General features: G+C 71.8%; 25 protein-coding genes. 16 read left to right on the top strand and 9 right to left on the bottom strand.

Annotated elements, in window-relative coordinates:
• Window positions 1-220: Rieske 2Fe-2S domain-containing protein (locus ACIY1X_RS13550; protein ID WP_399681178.1), on the bottom strand; the 220-nt coding region annotated here is incomplete at its 3' end.
• A gap of 236 nt (window positions 221-456) precedes the next feature.
• Between ACIY1X_RS13550 and ACIY1X_RS13545 the strand changes: the two genes are divergently transcribed.
• The 7 genes from ACIY1X_RS13545 (at window position 457) to ACIY1X_RS13515 (ending at window position 6889) form a co-directional block, all read left to right on the top strand.
• Complete coding sequence (locus ACIY1X_RS13545; protein ID WP_399681175.1) at window positions 457-1269, top strand: MarR family winged helix-turn-helix transcriptional regulator; 813 nt, start codon at window positions 457-459, stop codon at window positions 1267-1269.
• A 185-nt stretch (window positions 1270-1454) separates the two neighbouring features.
• Window positions 1455-2597: an ABC transporter substrate-binding protein gene (locus tag ACIY1X_RS13540; protein ID WP_399681172.1), complete on the top strand. Its 1143-nt coding sequence runs from the start codon at window positions 1455-1457 to the stop codon at window positions 2595-2597.
• A gap of 5 nt (window positions 2598-2602) precedes the next feature.
• The gene (locus ACIY1X_RS13535; protein ID WP_399681169.1) at window positions 2603-3421 is read left to right on the top strand and encodes an ABC transporter ATP-binding protein; all 819 of its coding nucleotides are present in this window, start codon (window positions 2603-2605) and stop codon (window positions 3419-3421) included.
• Window positions 3418-4164: an ABC transporter ATP-binding protein gene (locus tag ACIY1X_RS13530; RefSeq protein ID WP_399681166.1), complete on the top strand. Its 747-nt coding sequence runs from the start codon at window positions 3418-3420 to the stop codon at window positions 4162-4164. The genes ACIY1X_RS13535 and ACIY1X_RS13530 overlap by 4 nt, the downstream gene beginning before the upstream one ends.
• Before the next feature lie 23 nt (window positions 4165-4187).
• Entirely contained in the window at window positions 4188-5060 is an 873-nt protein-coding gene (locus ACIY1X_RS13525) for a branched-chain amino acid ABC transporter permease (RefSeq protein WP_399681163.1), read from the top strand.
• Window positions 5053-6069, top strand: coding sequence for a branched-chain amino acid ABC transporter permease (locus ACIY1X_RS13520; RefSeq protein WP_399681160.1), 1017 nt, complete (start codon window positions 5053-5055; stop codon window positions 6067-6069). The genes ACIY1X_RS13525 and ACIY1X_RS13520 overlap by 8 nt, the downstream gene beginning before the upstream one ends.
• Window positions 6044-6889 (top strand): SDR family NAD(P)-dependent oxidoreductase, encoded by an 846-nt coding sequence (locus ACIY1X_RS13515; protein WP_399681157.1) that lies wholly within the window; start codon window positions 6044-6046, stop codon window positions 6887-6889. Before ACIY1X_RS13520 ends, ACIY1X_RS13515 begins: the two co-directional genes overlap by 26 nt.
• Window positions 6890-7055: 166 nt before the next feature.
• On the opposite strand, the gene ACIY1X_RS13510 is transcribed toward ACIY1X_RS13515, so the two are convergent.
• Window positions 7056-7664: a TetR/AcrR family transcriptional regulator gene (locus ACIY1X_RS13510; protein ID WP_038203467.1), complete on the bottom strand. Its 609-nt coding sequence runs from the start codon at window positions 7662-7664 to the stop codon at window positions 7056-7058.
• 116 nt (window positions 7665-7780) lie between these two features.
• Here ACIY1X_RS13510 and ACIY1X_RS13505 point away from each other — a divergent pair, with 116 nt between their 5' ends.
• Together ACIY1X_RS13505 and ACIY1X_RS13500 are read left to right on the top strand one after the other, a co-directional pair.
• The gene (locus ACIY1X_RS13505; protein WP_399681154.1) at window positions 7781-8266 is read left to right on the top strand and encodes a DinB family protein; all 486 of its coding nucleotides are present in this window, start codon (window positions 7781-7783) and stop codon (window positions 8264-8266) included.
• 4 nt (window positions 8267-8270) lie between these two features.
• Entirely contained in the window at window positions 8271-8699 is a 429-nt protein-coding gene (locus ACIY1X_RS13500) for a hypothetical protein (RefSeq protein ID WP_399681151.1), read from the top strand.
• Here the strand turns inward: ACIY1X_RS13500 and ACIY1X_RS13495 are convergent.
• Both ACIY1X_RS13495 and ACIY1X_RS13490 read right to left on the bottom strand, forming a co-directional pair.
• On the bottom strand, window positions 8674-9318 hold the full coding sequence (locus ACIY1X_RS13495; protein WP_399681148.1) for a 3'-5' exonuclease: 645 nt from the start codon (window positions 9316-9318) through the stop codon (window positions 8674-8676). The two genes, ACIY1X_RS13500 and ACIY1X_RS13495, sit on opposite strands and share 26 nt — an antisense overlap.
• A complete protein-coding gene (locus tag ACIY1X_RS13490; protein ID WP_399681146.1) occupies window positions 9315-11183 on the bottom strand; it encodes a DUF294 nucleotidyltransferase-like domain-containing protein in 1869 nt (622 codons plus the stop codon). Before ACIY1X_RS13490 ends, ACIY1X_RS13495 begins: the two co-directional genes overlap by 4 nt.
• Before the next feature lie 78 nt (window positions 11184-11261).
• On the opposite strand from ACIY1X_RS13490, the gene ACIY1X_RS13485 reads away from it, so the two are divergent.
• Window positions 11262-12485, top strand: a complete 1224-nt coding sequence (locus ACIY1X_RS13485; protein ID WP_399681144.1) for an MFS transporter — start codon at window positions 11262-11264, stop codon at window positions 12483-12485.
• Here the strand turns inward: ACIY1X_RS13485 and ACIY1X_RS13480 are convergent.
• The 3 genes from ACIY1X_RS13480 to ACIY1X_RS13470 form a co-directional block, all read right to left on the bottom strand.
• Window positions 12482-12961 carry a VOC family protein gene (locus ACIY1X_RS13480; protein ID WP_038202918.1) on the bottom strand — a complete coding sequence of 160 codons (480 nt, stop codon included), beginning with the start codon at window positions 12959-12961 and terminating at the stop codon, window positions 12482-12484. The genes ACIY1X_RS13485 and ACIY1X_RS13480 overlap by 4 nt on opposite strands.
• A 137-nt stretch (window positions 12962-13098) precedes the next feature.
• Window positions 13099-13782 (bottom strand): hypothetical protein, encoded by a 684-nt coding sequence (locus ACIY1X_RS13475; protein ID WP_399681141.1) that lies wholly within the window; start codon window positions 13780-13782, stop codon window positions 13099-13101.
• 46 nt (window positions 13783-13828) lie between these two features.
• On the bottom strand, window positions 13829-15058 hold the full coding sequence (locus ACIY1X_RS13470; RefSeq protein ID WP_399681138.1) for a helix-turn-helix domain-containing protein: 1230 nt from the start codon (window positions 15056-15058) through the stop codon (window positions 13829-13831).
• Between the two features lie 78 nt (window positions 15059-15136).
• Between ACIY1X_RS13470 and ACIY1X_RS13465 the strand changes: the two genes are divergently transcribed.
• Window positions 15137-15598 carry an Rrf2 family transcriptional regulator gene (locus ACIY1X_RS13465; RefSeq protein WP_399681135.1) on the top strand — a complete coding sequence of 154 codons (462 nt, stop codon included), beginning with the start codon at window positions 15137-15139 and terminating at the stop codon, window positions 15596-15598.
• Window positions 15588-16475 (top strand): NAD(P)/FAD-dependent oxidoreductase, encoded by an 888-nt coding sequence (locus ACIY1X_RS13460; RefSeq protein ID WP_399681132.1) that lies wholly within the window; start codon window positions 15588-15590, stop codon window positions 16473-16475. Before ACIY1X_RS13465 ends, ACIY1X_RS13460 begins: the two co-directional genes overlap by 11 nt.
• A 3-nt stretch (window positions 16476-16478) precedes the next feature.
• Here ACIY1X_RS13460 and ACIY1X_RS13455 read toward each other — a convergent pair whose 3' ends face one another.
• Window positions 16479-16790 carry a helix-turn-helix transcriptional regulator gene (locus tag ACIY1X_RS13455; protein ID WP_038202938.1) on the bottom strand — a complete coding sequence of 104 codons (312 nt, stop codon included), beginning with the start codon at window positions 16788-16790 and terminating at the stop codon, window positions 16479-16481.
• Between the two features lie 101 nt (window positions 16791-16891).
• Here ACIY1X_RS13455 and ACIY1X_RS13450 point away from each other — a divergent pair, with 101 nt between their 5' ends.
• Genes ACIY1X_RS13450 through ACIY1X_RS13440 form a run of 3 tightly spaced genes read left to right on the top strand, consistent with a single transcriptional unit; the run spans window position 16892 to window position 17851 of the window.
• The gene (locus ACIY1X_RS13450; RefSeq protein ID WP_038202941.1) at window positions 16892-17233 is read left to right on the top strand and encodes a carboxymuconolactone decarboxylase family protein; all 342 of its coding nucleotides are present in this window, start codon (window positions 16892-16894) and stop codon (window positions 17231-17233) included.
• Window positions 17234-17243: 10 nt separating this feature from the next.
• Window positions 17244-17615 carry a DsrE family protein gene (locus ACIY1X_RS13445; RefSeq protein WP_399681129.1) on the top strand — a complete coding sequence of 124 codons (372 nt, stop codon included), beginning with the start codon at window positions 17244-17246 and terminating at the stop codon, window positions 17613-17615.
• A gap of 32 nt (window positions 17616-17647) precedes the next feature.
• Window positions 17648-17851: a DUF2892 domain-containing protein gene (locus ACIY1X_RS13440; protein WP_399681127.1), complete on the top strand. Its 204-nt coding sequence runs from the start codon at window positions 17648-17650 to the stop codon at window positions 17849-17851.
• Here the strand turns inward: ACIY1X_RS13440 and ACIY1X_RS13435 are convergent.
• On the bottom strand, window positions 17797-19296 hold the full coding sequence (locus ACIY1X_RS13435; protein ID WP_399681125.1) for an MFS transporter: 1500 nt from the start codon (window positions 19294-19296) through the stop codon (window positions 17797-17799). The two genes, ACIY1X_RS13440 and ACIY1X_RS13435, sit on opposite strands and share 55 nt — an antisense overlap.
• Window positions 19297-19466: 170 nt before the next feature.
• Here ACIY1X_RS13435 and ACIY1X_RS13430 point away from each other — a divergent pair.
• Window positions 19467-20061 (top strand): YdeI family protein (locus ACIY1X_RS13430; protein ID WP_399681122.1); only part of this gene is annotated, 595 nt, incomplete at its 3' end.

Genomic DNA, 20061 nt, shown 5'->3' with positions numbered 1-20061 from the left:
CGCGGTGCGGGCAGGCCTCGTTGAGGAAGCCGACGCGGCCGTCGTGCGTGCGGTAAGCGACGTAGCGGTTGCCGAACAGCTTCACCCGCACCGGCGCGCCGCCGGCTTCGAGCCGGCACGAGAGCACCGCCGGCACCCAGTAGAGCTGCCGCAGCATCCGGCCCATGGGCGCATCGCCCTCGATCCGCGTGAGGAGTTCGTTTTCTTCCTTGGTTGTCATGGGGTTCACCTGTTCGGGTTGACGGGTTGGATGGAATGCAGCCAAATATCTTCCTAAGAAGATAGATTGTCAATGAACCAAAGGGTTTTTCCTAGGAGAAGTCCGATGCAATGCTGTTGGGTGTGTTGGGTAATTTTGAGCGCGGCCAGATGACGGAGGGAAAGCGCACCGGTGAATCCTTCGCCGATGAATTGGGTAAGTTGGGTAGAATCATGTTGGACAAACGATTGCCGCACATGCCTCAGAACCTCTCATCCGTCGACCTCTCCGCCGCCGAGACGCGCCTGGCGCTGCCGCAGCGCGCCAAGCCCTACTGGCACATCCACTCGCCGCGCACCCACCTCGGCTACTACAAGGGCAGCCGCGGCGCCGCCTGGTATGGCCGCGTCTTCATCGGCCAGGGCAAGTACCGGCAGACCAAGCTCGGCCCCGGCGACGGCGAGCACGGGCTGAACTTCGAGGGGGCGGTGCGGGCGCTGCTGGCGTGGGCCGGCGACGACGGGAAGGATGGGGCCGGCGCGCCTGCCGCGGGCCGGCGCGCGAAGGCCGACAGCCCGCTGCAGCCCAACCGCGTCGACGCCATCTCCCAGGCGTGGGCCCACGAGCGGCCGGACATCGACTTCTGGCTGGCCGGCTTCTTCCTGCGCATCGAGCACGCGCACTACCTGCACGACCGGCGGGTGCAGGAGATCGCCAAGCAGGCGGGCACCTCCGTCGGCGACCTGCACGTGCTGCTCGCGCTGCGCCGCCACGGCGCCGACGCGGCGATGCGGCCGACGGACCTCTACAAGCAGTTGCTGGTGACCTCCGGCGCGATCACGAAGCGGCTGGACAGCCTGCGCGAGCAGAAGCTGATCGCGCGCACGGCGGCGGCCGACGACCGCCGCTCCGAACTGGTGAAGCTCACCCGGCGCGGGCAGGCCGTGGCCGACGCCGCGATGACGCGCATCACGCAACTGCTGGAAGGCATCGTCAGGACGAGCGGCGTCACCCGCGCCGAACTGCGCCAGATCGACGACGGCTTCCGGCGGCTGATCGCGGCGATGTGAGGGGTGACAGGGTTATTGCTAGTGACATTTATCTTTCTGGGAAGACAATAGTTTGGTAACGACGCTGCGGGCCGCTCCGGCGCCCGCATCGACGCCGCCCTTCTCAGCGAACTGGAACCACGATGAATGTCCCCAAGCTCCCGATTTCCCGTCGCAGCCTTCTGAGAGCGTCGCTGGCGCCGTGGGTGGTCCCCGCAGGCCAGGCCCTGTCGCAGTCCAGGCCCGCCTTCCGCGGCGAGATCAAGCTGGGGCAGACCATGCCCTACAGCGGCCCGCTCTCGGCGCTCAGCGCCATCGGCAAGGTGCAGGCGCGCTATTTCAGGATGGTCAACGACGGCGGCGGCATCAACAGGCGCAGCATCACGCTGCTGTCGCTGGACGATGCCTACAACCCGGCCAAGGCCGTCGAGCAGACGCGCAACCTGGTCGAGCGCGAGGGCGTCATCGCCATGTTCGCGAGCATGGGCACGGCGCAGAACGTGGCGGTGCAGAAGTACCTGAACGGCAAGAAGATCCCGCAGCTCTTCGTCTATGCGGGGAGCGACCGCTTCGCCGACCCGAAGAACTTCCCGTGGACGCTGCCCGGCCTGCCGACCTTCTCGACGGAGGCGTCGGTGTACGCCGACCACGTGGACAAGACGAAGCCCACGGCCAAGGTGGCGGTGCTCTACCAGAACGACGACTTCGGCAAGGAGTACCTGGCCGCGTTCAGGAAGCGCCTGCAGGAGATCGGCAGCAAGGTGCAGGTGGTGGCCGCCGCCGGCTACGAGGTGACCGCGCCCACGGTCGACTCGCAGATCATCAGCCTGGCGGCGAGCGGCGCCGACGTGTTCATGGACATCACGAGCCCGAAGTTCACCATCCAGGCGATCCGCAAGGTCAGCGACCTGCCCTGGAAGCCGCTGCACATCATCCCCATCACCAGCAACTTCATCGCCACGGTGCTGCGGGTGGCGGGGTTGGACAAATCCGCCGGCCTCGTCTCGGCGACGCCGAGCAAGTCGGCCGGCGACCCGGAGTGGGCGGACGACGCCGCCTACCGCGAGTGGCTCGCCTTCATGAAGAAATACTACCCCGAGGGCGACACGACGGAGCAGCTGAACCTGGTCGGCTACAGCATGGGCTTCCTGATGACCGAGGTCCTGCGGCGCTGCGGCGACGACCTCGGCGCCGAGCGCATCCTCAAGGAAGCCACCTCGCTCAGGAACGTCGCGCTGCCGGCGCTGGTGCCCGGCATCACGGTCAACACCTCGCCCACCGACTATCGGATCGTGCAGCAGTTGCGGCTGCAGCGCTTCGACGGCGCGCGCTGGGTGCCGCTGGCCTGACGCACATGCAGCTCTCACAGACGGACGGCGCCGGCGTGCGCGACGGCGGCGCGTGCGCGCCGCCGCTGCTGCGCGTCGAGGGGCTGGGCCTGCGCTTCGGCGGCATCCGCGCGCTGGCGGACGTGTCCTTCTCGGTGGCGCGCGGCGTGATCTGCGGCGTCATCGGCCCCAACGGCGCGGGCAAGACGACCTTGTTCAACTGCCTGAGCCGGCTCTACGCGCCGGACGAGGGCGAGATCACCTTCGACGACCGGTGCCTGCGCACGGTGCGCGCGCACGAGGTGCCGCGGCTGGGCATCGCCCGCACCTTCCAGAACGTGGCGCTGTTCGACCGCCAGTCGGTCCGGAAGAACGTGGAGGCGGGCTGCTTCCTGCAGTTCGGCGGCCGGCACGTCTCGGCGCTGCTGCGCAACCGGCGCGGCGCCGAAGACCGCCGCGAGGTCGCGGCGTGCGTGGAGGAGCTGGTGTCCTTCGCCCGGCTGCGCGAGGTGGCGGATGTGCCGGTGTCGCAGCTGTCCTTCGGCACACGCAAGCGGGTGGAACTGGCGCGCGCGCTCGCCATGCGGCCGCGGATGCTGCTGCTGGACGAGCCGGCCGCCGGCCTCAACCACGAGGAGGTCGAGGAACTGCTGGGATGGATCCTGGAGATACGCGACAGGATGGGCATCTCCGTTCTGCTCATCGAGCACCACATGAACCTCGTGATGCGGGTGTCCGACCAGGTCGTCGTGCTGGAGTTCGGCAGGAAGATCGCCGAGGGCACGCCGGACGAGGTGGCGACCCACCCGGACGTGGTCAGGGCCTACCTCGGAGGCGAGCCATGAGCCTCGCGGCCGCTGCCGGCCAGGCCGGCGACAACCTGCTGGAGGTCCGCGGCCTGTCGGCGACCTACCAGGCCACGGCCGTGCTCAAGTCGGTGGACGTCGACGTCGCCCGCGGCGGGATCACCGCGCTGCTCGGCGCGAACGGCGCGGGCAAGACCACGCTGCTGCGTGCCATCAGCCATGCGCTGGTGAAGACGCAGGGGTCGATCCGGTTCGACGGGCAGCCCATCGAGGGGCTGCCGAGCGACGCGGTCGCGCGCCTGGGCATCGCCCACGTGCCGGACGGCCGCGGCACCTTCACCCAGTTGACGGTGGAGGAGAACCTGCTGGTCGGCGCCATCACCCGGCCGCGCGGCGGCGAGGTGCGGCGGGACATCGAGCGGATGTACGCGCTCTTTCCCCGCCTGGCGGACTACCGCGGCAAGCCGGCGGGGCTGCTCAGCGGCGGCGAGCAGCAGATGGTGGCGATCGCGCGGGCGCTGATGCTGCGGCCGCGGCTGCTGATGCTCGACGAGCCCTCGTTCGGCCTCGCGCCCCTGGTGGTGCGGCAGATCTTCGAGGTGCTCGGGCAGATCAACCGCGAAGGCGGCCTGAGCATCCTCGTGGTGGAGCAGAACGCGCGCCTGGCGCTCGACCTGGCCCGGCACGCCTACGTGCTGGAGGCGGGGCGCGTCGCCATCAGCGGCCCGGCGGCGTCGCTGCGCAGCGACCCGCGGGTGAAGAAGGCCTATCTCGGCATCTGACAGGAACAAGAGGAAGAAAGCGAATGACGGAGTTTGCCCAACAGGTGGCAGCGGGCTTCGTGAACGGGTGCATCTACGCCATGCTGGCGCTGGCCCTGGTCATGATCTACCGCGCGACCAACCATGTGAATTTCGCGCAGGGCGAGATGGCGATGTTCTCCACCTACATCGCCTGGTCGCTGCTGGAGGCGGGCCTGCCGTACTGGGCCGCAGCCCTGGCGGCGATCGCCTTCGGCTTCGTGGCGGGCACGCTGGTGGAGCGCGTGGCGCTGCGGCCGCTGCACGGCGCGCCGCTGCTGTCGATCGTCACGGTGTTCGTCGCGCTGATGATCATCATCCAGAGCGCCGCGGGCCTGGTGTTCGGGCACGAGAGCCACAGCGTGGCCAGCCCCTTCGACGGCTGGGGCCGGTGGGGGCAGGGCCTGCTGTCCGGCCACGCGCTGGGCACGGTCGCGGTCACGCTGGCGGTGCTGGCGTCCATGAGCGCGTTCTTCCGCTTCACCCGGCTCGGCCTGGCGATGCGCGCGGCGGCGCTGAACCCGCTGTCGAGTTCGCTGTCGGGCGTCAACGTCAACCGGGTGCTGATGATCGGCTGGGGCGTGGCCGGCGCGATCGGCGCCATCGCCGGCCTGCTGGCGGCGCCGGTGGTCTTTCTCGGCCCGCACATGATGGGCGGCATCATGATCTACGGCTTCGCCGCGGCGGTGGTCGGCGGCATCGACAGCCCGCCGGGCGCCATCCTCGGCGGCCTGGCGCTGGGGATCGGTGAGAACCTGCTCGGGGCCTACGTAACGGGCAACGAGCTCAAGCTCACCATCGCGCTGGCCGTGATGTTCGCGATCCTCGTCGTGCGGCCCCGCGGCCTGCTCGGCGGAAAGGCGATCCAGCGTGCCTGAGCCCATCAAGACCTTCGCCGCGCCGGCGCTGCTGGCCGCGTGCGTGGCGGCGGCCGCGCTGCTGCTGCCCGGCTACTGGGCGTTCAAGCTGTCGAGCATCCTGGTCCTGGCGCTGGCCGTGCGCGGGCTGCAACTGCTGATCGGCGCCAGCGGACAGATCTCGCTGGGCCACGGCGCCTTCTTCGCGGTGGGTGCCTACGCGGCGGGCGTGCTGGTCTCGCACCAGTGGCTGCCGGCCTACGCGACCGTGCCGGTCGCCATGCTGGTGTGCGGCCTGTCGGGCTTTCTCTTCGGGTGGCCGGCGACGCGCCTGGCGGGGCCCTACCTGGCGCTGGCCACCTTCGCGCTCGCGGTCGCGCTGCCGCAGCTGCTGAAGCACCCGATGTTCGAGTCGTGGACCGGGGGCGTCAGCGGCCTCAGCCTGGACCCGGCCGGCGCGCCCTTCGGCCTCGCGTTCCTGCAGGCCGACCAATGGGCGCTGTTGTCGACCGCGGCCTGGGTCTTCGCGATCTACGCGGTGCTTCGCCGGCTGCTGGACGGGCCCGCGGGCCTGGCCTGGCTGACCCTGCGCGACCACCCGACCGCGGCCATGGCGGTCGGCGTCGACGTGAGGAAGTGGCGCGCCACCGCCTTCGCGGTCAGCGCGGCCACCGTCGGCGCGGCAGGCGCGCTGCACACCGGCCTGACCAGCTTCGTGTCGCCCGACAGCTTCACGGTCTTCCTGTCGCTGAGCCTGCTCGTGGGCGTGGCGCTGGCCGGGCCCTCGTCCGCCACGGGGACCTTCGTCGCCGCGGTGTTCCTCTCGTTCGTCCCGGACGTCGCGGAGAAGGTCTCGCAGGAACTGACCGGCGTGCTCTACGGCGTCGTGATGCTGGCGGCGGTGTTCCTGCTGCCCCTGCTGCACAGGTGGCGCGCGCGGGCGGCGCGGGCCGCATCGCCGCCGCCGGCCGCCGACCCGATCATCATCAAGGAGAAATCAAGCAATGCAGATGCAGCACAGGCCACTTGAGGGCAAGGTGGCCGTCGTGACGGGCGCGACCCGCGGCGTGGGCAAGGGCGTGGCCCTGGCCCTCGGCGAGGCGGGCGCGCTGGTCTACGCGACGGGGCGCACGCTGGGCCCCGGCGCGTCGAACTGGCCCGGCTCCCTGCAGGAGACCGCCGACGAGATCGCGCAGCGCGGCGGCCGGTGTATCCCCGTCGCCTGCGACCACGGCGACGACGGGAGCGTCAGGCGGCTGTTCGAGCGCGTCCACGACGAGCAGAAGGGCGTGATCGACGTCCTGGTGAACAACGTCTTCGCGGCGCCTGCGCGCATGCCGGTCAACGTGCCGTTCTGGGAGCTGGAGGACGGCCTCTGGGAGGCGCTGCTGCACGTCGGCCTGCGCTCGCACTACGTGGCGAGCCGGTGCGCCGCGCCGCGCATGGTGGCCCGCCGCCAGGGCCTGATCGTCAACACCTCGTCCGGCGGCGCCGTGCGGTACACCTTCAACGTGCCCTTCGGCGTGCAGAAGGCGGGCGTCGACAAGATGGCCCGCGACATGGCGCACGACCTGCGGCCCTTCAACGTCGCCTCGGTGGTGATCTGGCCGGGCTTCATCAAGAGCGAGAAGTTCCTGGCGCAGCCGGACCGCGTGCCCGCACCGCTGGCCAAGCGCATCATGGAAAACGGCGAGTCGCCCGAGTTCGCCGGGCGCGCGGTGGTCGGCCTGGCGGCGGACCCGGCCATCATGGAGAAGTCCGGCAGGCTGCATCTCGTCGCGGAACTGGCGCAGGAGTACGGCTTCACCGACATCGACGGCAGGATGCCGGAGGCGCCGGCGCGCACTTGAGAAGGTGTGAACGAACCCGACATGTCCGCTCGTTCTGCCCACACGCCCCCACTCTGCGTTGCAAATGCTCGCCATAGCCCGAGCTATGGCTGCGCTTTGCGCCTTGATTGGGGTCGTGTGGGCAGCCCGCTCGGCCACGCCGGATTCCTTCACACCTTCTGACGCGTCATCCGCCCAGGTAGCGCACGATCATCCGCGTGGCTTCCTGCGCGAGCGCGTCGCCGTGCTCCGGCGCCTTGCCGGCGAGCATCACGCGGTGCGAGAGCGATTCCAGCAGCGCCTCGATGACCACGGCGGCGAGGGCGAGGTCGATGCCCGGCGCGATCTCGCCCTCGTGCTTGCGCAGCATCGCCTCGATCAGCCGGGTGGCGGAGCGGCTGACCATGTCCGTGCGCTCGGCCACGCCCAGGCGCGGGGCCAGCACCAGCACCATCCGATGCAGGTCGGGCGCCAGGTGGTGCGAGACGAGGGTCACGTCGACGATCGCGCGGATGCAGTCCTCCAGCGTGGCGCGGCGGCGGCCGGCCAGGGCGGCCTCGAAGGCGGCCAGGAATTCCTCGCAGCAGCGGTCGATCACCGCATAGGCCAGGGCGGCCTTGTTGGGGAAGTACTGGTAGAGCGAGCCGACGCTCACGCCGGCGCGCTCGGCGGCGCGGGCGGTGGTGAAGCGGTCGTAGCCTTCCTTCAGCAAAACCTGAGTGGTCGCCTCGACGATGGCCTCGACCGTGGCCTTGGCGCGGGCCTGGCGCGGCGATTTCCTTGGCTTGACGTCCATGAGCGAGCGGCGCGGGAAAAGCGAATAGAAAAAGGGATCGGTTGGCGGCACATTCTGTAGACGTTTCCGGGAGGCTGCAGCGCCTCCGTCCCAACCCACGGAATGCCGCCATCATCATGAACTCGCAACCCTATTCATCGCTCGTGCGCTACAAGCAGTGGGCCGACCGCGGCCTGCACGCGGTCGTCGCCCGCGACATCGCCCGCATCCCCGAGGCCGACGCGGGGATCCTCCTGCGCGTCCTCGACCACATCCACGTGGTCGACCGGGTCTTCCAGCATCACCTGCAGGGGCTGCCCCATCCGTTCCGCGCGGCGCGCTCGGAGGTGCTGCCGGGTGCGCGGGAACTGGCCGAGGGCACGGAAGAGGCGGACGCGTGGTACGTCTCCTACGTCGACGAACTGTCGGGCGACGACTTCGACCAGCCGGTGGACTTCACCTTCACCAACGGCACGCCGGCGCGCATGACGCGCGGCGAGATCCTCCTGCACGTGTGCATGCACGGCACCTACCACCGCGGCAACGCGGGCCTGCTGCTGCAGAAGAACGGCGTCGTGCCCAACGACGACCGGATGACCGATTTCCTCGAAGCGGGAGCCTGACGCCATGCGCGAGCTCGATCCACCGCCCGTCGCCCTGCCGCTGCTGGCGCACTGCATCCACCTGGCGCCGGACGGCGCGATGCGGCCCGTCCCGAAGACCGCCGAGAACTTCAGGCGCGCCGCCGCCGATGCCGGCCACCTGCTGGCGCTGCACCCGGTGAACGGCCCGCGCGACGTGCACTACCCGACCTGGGAGATGCACCCCGCCGGCGACGAGCTGCTGATCGCGGCCTCCGGCTCGCTGTCGGTCGAGCTGCGCGAAGGCGCGTCGGTGCGCACGGCGCCGCTGCCCGCGCAGGCGGCGTGCATCGTGCCGGCCGGCGTCTGGCACCGGCTGGTCGTGCACGAGCCGTCCGTGCTGATCGCCATGACCCCGCGCCAGGGCACCGTGCACGAGAAGGACCCGCTCACGCCCCCAGCGCGCGCAGCTTGAGGAAGGCCAGCCCGGCCATCACCGCGTCGTTGAGCGCATCGTGCGCCGGCCACGCCGGCAGGCCCAGCTCCCTCATCATGGTGTCGAAGCGCAGGTCGATCTGCGCCTCGCGCTCGTAGCCGGTGCGCTGCCGGTTCTTGAGGTCGTAGTACAGCGCCGAGACCTCGATCTTCGGCTGCGGCAGGCCCATGCCGAGCATGGGGAAGAGCACGCGGTCGATCATGGCGACGTCGAACTCCAGGTAGTAGCCCACCAGCGGCCGGCTGCCGATGAAGCGCAGCAGCCGGTGCATCGCCTCGTCGGGTGCGATGCCCCGGGCCACGTCGCGCTCGCGCAGCCGGTGCACGCGCACCGCCTCGGGCGAGACGACGCGCTTCTCGGGGCGCACCAGCAGCTCCAGCCGTTCGCTGGTGAGGATGCGGTTGCCGCGGATGCGCACGGCGGCGATGGCAACGATCTCGTCGCGGCGGCGGTCCAGGCCGGTGGTCTCGCAGTCCAGCGCCACCCACTCGTCCTCGGGCGGCGCGTCCCACATGAAGGCATAGCGCGGGTCGCCCAGGTGGTAGAGCAGCCACCAGCGCTTCAGACCCGCGATCCAGTCGGCGACCGGCGTGCTCATAACTGGTCGAGGTGAAAGCGCGACTGGATCAGCCGCCGGAAGCGCTTGACGATGTCCAGCGTGTCCTTGAGCAGGTCGCGCTCCAGGCTGGTCAGGCGCGCGGCGTCGACCTTGCCGCTCACCGGACGGCCGGCGTCCAGCTCGGCCAGGCCGGCCTTCAGGCGCAGCGCCATGAAGAAGTGCAGGCTCTCGATCACGTCGGTGGCGAAGGCGCGCTCGAACAGGCCGGCCGCCGCCAGCGCCTCCAGCCGCGCGGCGGTTCCGGTCTCGGCCAAGCCGGCGCGCAGCGCCAGCGCGCGCACGCCGTGCACCAGCGGGAAGATGCCCTGCTTCTTCACGTCGAAGGCCGCGTCCTGCGCGGCCGCGCCGCCGAACAGGCGCTGCAGCCAGCCGCCCTCGTCGGCGAAGGCGTCCACCGCGGCGGCGAAGCGCGACAGCATGGCCTCGTTGTCGGTGGCGAAGCGGAACACGCGCTCGCGCACGGCCGCCAGCAGCGCGGGGTCGCCGGCCACCGGGTGCGCGTCGAGGAAGATGGCCAGCGCCATCAGCTTGTCGGCGTCGGGGCGCAGCAGCCAGTCGCTGGCCCTTTCGGCGAACGTGCTCACGCTGCCGCGCCAGGCGGGCCGGCTGAGCATGATGCCGCCGGGGCAGGGCGGGTAGCCGAAGTCGGCCAGCGCCTGGCTGAAGCGATCGCACAGCGCGGGCAGGTCGCCGGGCGGCGCGTAGCCGTCGGCCAGGATCAGGCCGTTGTCCTGGTCGGTGCGCAGCAGTTGCTCGCCGCGGCCCTCGCTGCCCATCACGATCAGGCAGCTGCGGGCCAGCAGTTCCGGCGGCGCGATGAGCTGCCAGGCACGCTCGAACAGCCGCGCGTTGAGCGCCTGCACCAGTGCCGCGATCTGGCCCACGCGGGTGCCGCCGCGGTGCAGCAGGCCCACCAGCCGCACGATGTGCGCGCTGGCCGGCGCCAGTTCCTCCAGCGTCTGCGCCTCGCCGATGCGGCGGTTGATGAGGTAGGAGTGGTTGGACAGGAAGCTGAACAGGTCCAGCGCCTCCACCAGCCCGAGCACCGCGCCTTCCTCGACCTGCGGGCCGGCGTGCTCGTCGCGCAGCACCACGGCGCGGTGGATGCGGTGGCGCACCATGGTGGTCAGCGCGTCGCCCACCGGGTCGCCGGCCTTGACGGCGCGCAGGCCGTAGCTGGCGACCTCGCCCACCGGCAGGCGCTCCAGCGGCGTGCCGCTGAGCACCGCGCGCTGCAACGCGTTGGCGGTGAAGATGCCCAGCCGCGGCGGCTCGCCCGGTGCCGGTGGCGCATCGCGCACCAGCACCGCGGTGCTGCGCTCGGCCTGGAACAGCCGCACGACGGAGAGCACGTCCAGCGCGGCGTCGACGAAGTGGGGCGGCCGCAGGCCGACCGCGTCCACCCGCGCCAGGGCCAGCGACTGCATCTCGTGCTCGCCGCCGCGCCCGGCGATGGCGCCGAGCTTGTTCGACAGGTCGGAGAACAGCAGCGCGCCGAAGGTGGCGTTGGCGGCGATCAGCCGGTTCACCACCTCGCGCGGCAGCTGGTAGGCGATGCTTTCCTCGGCCGCCACGAAGCGGCCGCTGACCTGGCCGGCCACCAGGCTGCGGCCGTCGAAGGTGTCGTCGGGCCCGAAGCCGGCCACGGCCTCGGTGCCGCCGGCCTCGTACTGCTGCACGAAGCCCTTGATCAGCACGAACAGGTGGGTGGGCGCGATGCCGGGCTCCAGCAGCGTCTCGCCCTCGCGGAAGTAGGCGATGTCCACCGCTTCCTGCACCCACTGGCGCTGCTGCGCGTCGAGGCAGTCGAAGGGCGAGGCGGCGAAGTTGAACGCGTTGGGCATCGGGTCTTCGCAAGGGCGTCCCGGCGCGCGGCGCCGGCGATCGGGATAATCAGGGTTAACCCTGAAATTGCCCGCGACGTGAACTCCCCGGCTCCTGCTTCCTCTTCGTCCTCTTCCGGCGAAGCCCGCGTGCTGCGTGCCATTCTGGCACTGGGCGTCGGCGGCTTCGCCATCGGCACCGGCGAATTCGTCATCATGGGCCTGCTGCCCGAGGTGGCACGCGACATCGGCGTCAGCATCCCGCAGGCCGGCCACGTCATCAGCGCCTATGCGCTGGGCGTGGTGATCGGCGCGCCGGTGCTGGCCGTGCTGGCGGCGGGGTGGGGCCGGCGCACGCTGCTGATGGCGCTGATGGCGGTGTTCGCGCTCGGCAACTTCGCCAGCGCGGCGGCGCCGGGGTACCTCTCGCTCAACCTGCTGCGCTTTGCCAGCGGCTTCCCGCACGGCACGTACTTCGGCGTGGCGGCGCTGGTGGCGGCCGCGCTGGCGCCGCCGGGGCGGCGCGCGCGGGCCGTGGGGCTGGTGATGCTGGGGCTGACGGGCGCCACGCTGGTGGGCGTGCCCATTGCCGCATGGCTCGGGCAGCACTTCGGCTGGCGCGCGGCCTTCGTCTTCGTCGGCGTGATCGCGCTGCTGGCGGTGGCGATGGTCTGGCGCGACGTGCCCAACCTGCGGCCCGGCGCCGGCGCCAGCCCGCTGCGCGAGCTGGGGGCGCTCAGGCGCAAGCAGGTGTGGCTCACGCTGGGCATCGCGGCCATCGGCTTCGGCGGCATGTTCGCGGTGTTCAGCTACGTCAAGCCGACGCTCACCGAGGTGTCCGGCCTGGCCGTGAACAACGTGCCCTTCGTGTTGGCGCTGTTCGGCGTGGGCATGGTGGCGGGCAACCTGGTCGGCTCGCGCCTGGCCGACAAGGCGCTGATGCGCACCATCGGCGGTGTGATGGCGTATTCGGCGCTGGTGCTGCTGGCCTTCACCTTCACCGCGCAGCACTGGGTGCTGGCCTCGCTCAACGTGCTGCTGGTGGGCACCATCGTCGCCATCGGCCCGGCGCTGCAGATCCGCCTGATGGACGTGGCCGGCGACGCGCAGACGCTCGCTGCCGCGCTCAACCACTCGGCCTTCAACATGGCCAACGCGCTGGGCGCGTGGCTGGGCGGCGTGGCCATCGACGCCGGGCTGGGCTGGACCTCCACCGGCTGGGTCGGCGCGCTGCTGGCGCTGGCGGGCCTCGGCATCTTCGCGTGGGCGCTGGCCGATGCGCGGCGCAGTGCCCGGCGCGCAGCGCCTGCGGCGGCTTGCTAGCCCCGCCGCGCCGCTTCGATGGCGGCGATGTCGATCTTGGTCATCTGCATCATCGCCTCGAAGGCGCGCTTGGCCGCCGCGCGATCCGGGTCGTTGATCGCGTCGGTGAGGGCGCGCGGCGTGATCTGCCACGACAGGCCCCATTTGTCCCGGCACCAGCCGCATGCGCTTTCCTGGCCGCCGTTGCCGACGATGGCGTGCCACAGGCGGTCGGTTTCCGCCTGGTCGTCGGTCGCCACCTGGAACGAGAAGGCCTCGGTGTGCCTGAATGCCGGGCCGCCGTTGAGGCCGAGGCAGGGGATGCCCATGACGGTGAACTCGACCGTCAGCACGTCGCCCTGCTTGCCCGAGGGATAGTCGCCGGGCGCGCGCATGACGGTGCCCACGGCGCTGTCCGGGAAGGTCTGCGCGTAGAACTGCGCGGCGTCCAGGGCGGTGCCGTCGTACCAGAGGCAGATCGTGTTCTTGCTGACCACTCGCGTTCTCCTGTCCTTGGTGGGGAAGTGCGATCGGGCGGCGAAGGGGCCGCGCGAGCTGCGTCCATTGTGGTCCGCGGGGCGGCCGGCGCGCGAGGGCGTTTTTCGCTACGGATCGTAAGAGGCAGGCCAGGCCGTCACGTCGCCTGCCGCGCCGGCCGGCGCACCGCGCGCACTTTGCCGCTGGCGCCGCCGCCGCAATAGAACAGGTCCCTGCCGTCGGACTCCAGCCCGCTTACGCCCGTGCCTTCGGGCATCTTCAGGCGTTCCTGTACGGCGCCGCTGTCGGCATCGATGCGGCGCAGCTCGCTCTCGTCGCCCTCCCAGGTGCCGTGCCACAGCTCGCCGTCGACCCAGGTGACGCCGGTGACGAAGCGGTCGGACTCGATGGTGCGCAGCACGGCGCCCGTCTCGGGGTCGATGCGGTGGATCCGGCGCGCGCGCCACTGGCCCACCCACAGGCTGCCCTCGGCCCAGGCCAGGCCCGAGTCCATGCCCTGGCCGGGCGCCGGGATGGAGGCGAGCACGCGCCCCGTGGCCGGGTCGATCTTGTCGATGCGCGACTCGGCGATCTGCCACAGGTGCGTGCCGTCGAAGGCGGTGCCGGCGTCGCAGGCATGTTCCAGCGTGCGCTGCGGCTCGCGGCCCTCGGGGTCGAAGCCGACCAGCCGCGCGCCGGTGGCGGCCCACACGCGGCGGCCGTCGTGCGTTACGCCGTGGACGGCCTCGGCACCCTCGAAGGGGCCGTACTCGCGCACGATCTCGGCGGTGCGCACCGGGGCCGCGCTGCGGCGGCGGGAAGAAGAGGAAGCGGTGTCCATGTCGTGGCTCCTGTCGCGCCGCGACGGCGGCGCCATGGAGGGCAATCTACCCAGACGGCAGCGCGGCGGGGAGTAACAAGATCGTCGTGAATCCCGCCAGCGGCGGCGCCAGCCAGCGCTGCGTGCGCGCGCGGCCGACGGCGCGCACGCGGCCCTGCGCCTGCAGCGCGGCCAGCGCGCGCTGCACGGTGCGCTGGCTGGCGCCCAGGGCCAGCGCCAGGGCCGAGGTGGACCAGGCCGCGCCGTCGGCCAGCAGCGCGAGCAGCGCGGCTTCCTCGCCGTCGATGGGCGGCGCCAGCACGGCCACCGCGCGCCCGTCTGGTGGGCGCAGCGTGAAGCCGGCGGCCGTGGCCTCTATGCGTGCCAGCGGGCGCGCCAGGGCGCGCAGGCGGCCGATCTCGACGCGCAGCCGGGCGCGGTGCGTCTCGTCCGGCCGGCGCTGGCGGAAGGCGCGGGCGATCAGCGCCTCGCGCGTCGCCTCGCCGGGCCAGGCCTCGGCCAATGCGAGGGCCAGCGTGAACAGCACCGGCCGGCGTGCCAGCGGCAGCCAGGTGGTGCCGGCGCGCAGGCCGCGGCGGCAGGCGTCCAGCACCAGCGTGCCGCCGGCGAACAGCGCCTCGATTTCGTCCAGCGGCAGCGGCTGCTGCGCGCCGGCCGTGCGCAGCCGGGCCGCCGGCTGCGTCAGCGTGGCCTGTGCCGCCGCCACCTCGGCCTGCAGGGCGGGAATGCGGGCCGCCTGCGCTGCCGCCTGTGCGCGGGCGAGGGCGTCGCGCGCGGCGCCGACGCGCATCGAGCGCAGGGCCAGCTCGGCCTGCGCCAGGGCGGCGGTGGCGGCCAGCGGCGGCGGCATGAGGGCATCCGCGGTGCCGGCGACCTGGCGCAGCGCCGCGTGCGCGTCGTCCAGCCGGCCCATCAGCAGCAGCCGGCGCGCCGCGATCAGCCGCGCGTGCGTGGCGTTGCCGGCGTCGCCATGCGCCTGCAGCGTCGCCGCCGCGGCGTTCAGCGCGCGCGGCGGGCCGGCCAGCTCGCGCAGCGCCAGCGCCACCTCGGCCTCGGCGACCACGCAGCGCGCGCGGGCCAGTGCCTCGTGCGCGCCGAAGCCGCGCGCCGCCTGGCGCAGCAGTTCGCGGGCGCGCGGCAGCTCGCCCAGCTGCGCCATCGCGATGCCGCGCAGGGCCAGGGCCGGCGGGTCGCTGCGCAGCGCCACGCGCTGCAGCGCGCCCAGGGCATCGCCGGCGGCCAGGGCGCGGCCGGCGGCGGCGACGAGAGAGTCCATGGGGAACGAAGGCTAACGCAGGCGCCGCCGCAAGACCCTGCGGCGCGGCCGGTCAATTCAAGTAACTATGATAGTTGCATGAAAAGAGACAGCCGCCTGTCGGGCGTCCTCCACTGCCTGCTGCACATGGCCGAACTCGACCGGCCTGCCACGTCGGAATGGCTGGCGCACGCCATGCAGACGAATCCCGTCGTCGTCCGCCGCCTGATGGCGGGGCTGCGCGACGCCGGCTTCGTCGCCTCGGCCAAGGGGCATGGCGGCGGATGGGTGCTGTGCTGCCCGCTGGAGCGCATCACGCTGCGCGACATCCACGAGGCCGTGGGCTCGCCGCAACTGCTCGCCGTGGGGCACCGCGAGGAAAGCCCCGGCTGCCTGGTGGAGCAGGCCGTCAACGCCGCGCTGGAGCAGGCGTACCGGCAGGCCGAGTCGGTGCTGCTCGACCGCCTGGGCACCGTGACGCTGGCGGCGCTGTCGCGCGATTTCCATCACCGGCTGGTCGCGAGCGGCCGGTCCCTTCACGAGGTGTCCCATGAGCTTTGACGTCGCCATCGTCGGTGGCAGCTTCGCCGGCCTGTCCGCCGCCCTGCAGTTGGCACGCGCCCGCCGCCGGGTGGCGGTGTTCGACACCGGCCTGCGCCGCAACCGCTTCGCCGCTGCCTCGCACGGCTTCCTGGCGCAGGACGGGCGGCCGCCGGGCGAGATCGCGGCGCAGGCGCGCGAGCAGCTGCTGCGCTATCCGACCGTGCAGTGGATCGACGCCGCCGTGTCGGGCATCGCCGGCGAGGCGGATGCCTTCGAGGTGCAGGCGGGCGGGCGCACGTGGCCGGCGCGCCGCATCGTCCTGGCCACGGGCGTGTCGGACGGGCTGCCGGCCATCCCGGGGCTGCAGGAGCGCTGGGGCCGCCACGTCTTCCACTGCCCCTACTGCCACGGCTACGAACTCGACGAGGGCCGCATCGGCGTGATCGCCGTCGGGCCGGTGTCGCTGCACCAGGCCCTGCTGCTGCCGGAGTGGGGCCGCGTCACCTTCCTCCTCAACGGCGCCTTCCAGCCGGGCGAGGACGACCTGCGCGAACTGTCGGCGCGCGGCGTCGCGGTCGAGGCCGCGCCGATCCTGGCGATCGAGGGCGAGGCGCGGGTGGTGCTGGAAGGCGGCCGCGTGGAGGACTTCGCCGGCCTGTTCGTCGCCAGCCGGACCGAGCCCGCATCGCCCGTGGCGCAGCAGATGGGATGCGCGCTGGACGAGAGCCCGCTGGGCCGCTGCGTCAGGACCGGCCCGATGAAGGACACCTCGGTGCCGGGCGTGTTCGCCTGCGGCGACCTGGCGCGCGCGGCGGGCAACGTGGCGCTGGCCGTGGGCGACGGCGCGATGGCGGGAGCGGCGGTGCACCGCTCCCTCATGTTCGGGCCCGGCTGAGCCTCAGGGGCAGAAGATGTCGGCCAGCGTGGCGATGAGGCGCTCGGCCTGCGCGTTGTCGATGCGGTAGTACAGCGTCTGCGCCTCGCGGCGGAAGGTGACCAGCCCTTCGTCGCGCATGCGCGCCAGGTGCTGCGACAGGGCCGACTGGCTCAGCCCCACCTGCTCCTGCAGCGCGCCCACCGACATCTCGCCGTTGCCCGACAGCAGGCACAGCACCAGCAGGCGCGACTCGTTGCCCAGCGCGCGCAGCAGCGCGGCGGCCTGGGCGGCGCTTTCCTTCAGCAGCAGAGGGTCCTTGCGGCTTCGTGCCATGGCGATCTTTATTTTAGAAAAATCTAATTTAGAATGTACTAACTTAAAAGCGGTGGCCTGTGGCGGCTCCCGCGAGTGTCCCTCACCGAAGGAGATCCCTCATGACCGACTACCGACAACTGACCCAGGACATCTCGGCCCACCTGCTGCCGCTGCGCCAGAGCGTGCCCGGCGTGATGAAGGGCTTCGGCGAGATGGGCAAGGCCGCCATGGCCGACGGCGCGCTCGACGCCAAGGCCAAGGAGCTGATCGCGCTGGCGATCGGCGTGGCCTCGCACTGCGCCGGCTGCATCGGCTTCCACACCAAGGCGCTGGCGCGGCTGGGCGCGAGCGAGGCCGAGGTGCACGAGGCCCTGGGCGTGGCCGTCTACATGGGCGGCGGGCCGTCGGCGATGTACGCGGCCGACGCGGTGGAGGCCTTCCGCCAGTTCTCGGCGAAGTGAGGGGCCGGCCATGCAGCGCACCGACTTCGTCGCCACCCTGTTCCACGGCCGGGAGGACCCGGCCCGGGTCACGGTCGCCTTCACCATGGCGCTGGCCGCCCTGGGCAAGGGCCACAGCGCCACGCTGATCCTGATGGTGGACGCGGTCCACCTGGGGCGTCCCCGTGCCACCGAGGGCATGGACATCGGCCAGCCCTTCGATCCGGTGTCCGTGCAGCTCGCCAAGTACCTCGAACTCGGCGGGCGCATCGCCCTGTGCGGCGCCTGCATGGCGCACAACGGCCTGACGGCCGCCGACATGGATCCGCGCTTCGAGGTCATCGCCGGGCCCGACGTGATCGACCTGCTGATGGGCGCCAGCGGCTCGCTGCAGATCAATTGAACCCGTTCCTTTCCTCGTCTTCGGAGATCGCCATGCAACCCAACGTCGGCACCCTCGACCGCGCGCTGCGCGTGCTGCTCGGCCTCGTGCTCATCGGCCTGGCCCTGGCGGGGCAGATCGGCCCCTGGGGCTGGATCGGGCTGCTGCCGCTGGCCACCGGCCTGCTGCGCCGCTGCCCGGCCTATTCGCTGTTCGGCTGGCGCACCTGCCGCTCGCCCTCCGCCCGCCGCGGCTGAGCCTCGTCGGCCCACGACAGCGGCGGCGCGATGTCCTCCAGCGCGCGCCGCTCCGCGTTGACCGCGAAGCGCAGCGCCAGCAGCCCGGCGCCGATCACCAGCACCGCGCCGATGCCGTAGCCCACCGTCACCGCGCCGCGGCTGCCGGTCTCGATCAGCGCGCCGAACAGCCACGGCGCGATGAAGCCGCCGGCACCGGTGCCCACGGCATAGAAGAGGGCGATGGCGAGCGCGCGCATCTCCAGCGGGAACACCTCGCTGACCGTGAGGTAGGCCGAGCTGGCCGCGGCGGAAGCGAGGAAGAACACCGCCGACCAGGCCAGCGCCTGCGTGCGCGCATCCAGCAGGCCGGCCATGAAGGCCCAGCCGGTCAGCGCCAGCCCGATGCCGGCGCCGACGTAGGTGAGGGCGATCATGCGCCGCCGCCCCACGCGGTCGAACAGCGGCCCCAGCAGCAGCGGCCCCAGCACGTTGCCCAGCGCGAAGGGGAAGATGTACAGCGCCACCCTGCCTTCCGGCACGCCGTAGTAGCGCGTGAGCACCAGCGCATAGGTGAAGAAGATGGCGTTGTAGAAGAAGGCCTGCGAGAGCATCAGCGCCAGCGCCACGCCGCTGCGCGTGCGGTAGTGCCGCAGCAGCACCCGCGCCACCTCGCGCATCGACGGGCTGGTGCGGCGCGCGACGGGCGAATGCGCCCCGGCAGGCGGCAGCGGGCCGTGCGCGGCCTGCACCTCGGCCTCGATGGCGGCGACGATGCGCTCGGCCTCCTCGTGGCGGCCGTGCGCGATCAGCCAGCGCGGGCTTTCCGGCACGTGGCGGCGCACCAGCACGATCGCCACCGCCAGCAGCGCGCCCAGCGCGAAGCCGGCGCGCCAGCCCTGCACCGGGCCGAGCACGCGCTCATCCAGCAGCACCAGCGCCAGGCCCGCCCCCAGCGCGGCGCCCAGCCAGAAGCTGCCGTTGATGGCGAGGTTGACGCGCCCGCGCACGCGCGCCGGGATCAGCTCGTCGATGGCCGAGTTGATGGCCGCGTACTCGCCGCCGATGCCCAGGCCGGTGAAGAAGCGGCACACCGCGAAGAAGGCGAAGCCCGGCGAGAAGGCGGTGGCGAAGGTGGCGGCCGCGTACACCAGCAGGGTGAGCAGGAACAGCTTCTTGCGTCCCAGCCGGTCCGTCATGCGGCCGAACACCAGCGCGCCGATCACCGCGCCGGCCACGTACAGCGAGCCGGCCAGGCCGACCTGCGCGGCCGTCAGCGCCAGCGTGTCGCCGCGCTCCAGCACGCCGCCCAGGGAGCCGACCATCGTCACCTCCAGCCCGTCGAGCACCCAGGCGATGCCCAGCGCGATCACCACGCGCCAGTGCCAGCGCGACCAGGGCAGGCGGTCGAGGCGGGCGGGGATGTCGGTGGAGGGCGGGGCGGGATGCGGTGCGGCGTGACTCACAGGAGACAGACCTTAGCGCAAGCGCGGCGCGGGCGGCGTCGGCCAGGGCTGACAAGCGCGTGCTTCGACCCGGCAGCCCGGGAGGCGGCGGCGATCAGACGGCGACCGTCGTGGGCACCGGCCGCTGTGAGTCGGCCGCGGCGCCGCTTCCCTTCATGCACACTTCACGCATGCCCATCGACAAGCCTGCCGACAGCCCGGCCTTGTTCAAGAGCGCCAAGGCGTTTGAAACCTGGTTGAAACAGCACCACGCCACGTCGCCGGGCCTCTGGCTCAAGATCGCCAAGCGCCGCGCCGACGAAGCCAGCGTCACCTACCTCGAAGCGGTGGAGATCGCGCTCTGCTGGGGCTGGATCGACGGTCAGAAGAAGGGGCTGGACGAGCAGTATTTCCTCCAGCGATTCACGCCCAGGCGCGCCCGCAGCGTGTGGTCGAGAGTCAACGTCGACAAAGTGGCGGCGCTCATCGAGGCGGGCCGCATGAAGGCGCCGGGCCTTGCGCAGGTCGAGGCCGCCAAGGCCGATGGCCGATGGGCGCGGGCATACGACGGCGCGCGTACGTCCGTGGTCCCCGAAGACCTGACCGCGGCGCTCGACGCCGCCCCGATGGCGAAGGCGTTCTTCTCGACGATCAACGCCGCAAATCGCTACGCGATCCTGTGGCGCATTCAAACGGCCGTGAAAGCCGAGACGCGCGCGAAGCGGATTGCCCAATTCGTGGAGATGCTCGCGCGCGGCGAAACCGTCCATATCTTCAAGCCCAAGG

Origin of the sequence: Xenophilus sp., from assembly GCF_044462705.1 — a bacterium.
Lineage (GTDB): Bacteria > Pseudomonadota > Gammaproteobacteria > Burkholderiales > Burkholderiaceae_C > Xenophilus > Xenophilus azovorans.
Note: the sequence above shows the minus strand (reverse complement) of the source record. Positions and strands in the feature narration are given on the sequence as shown.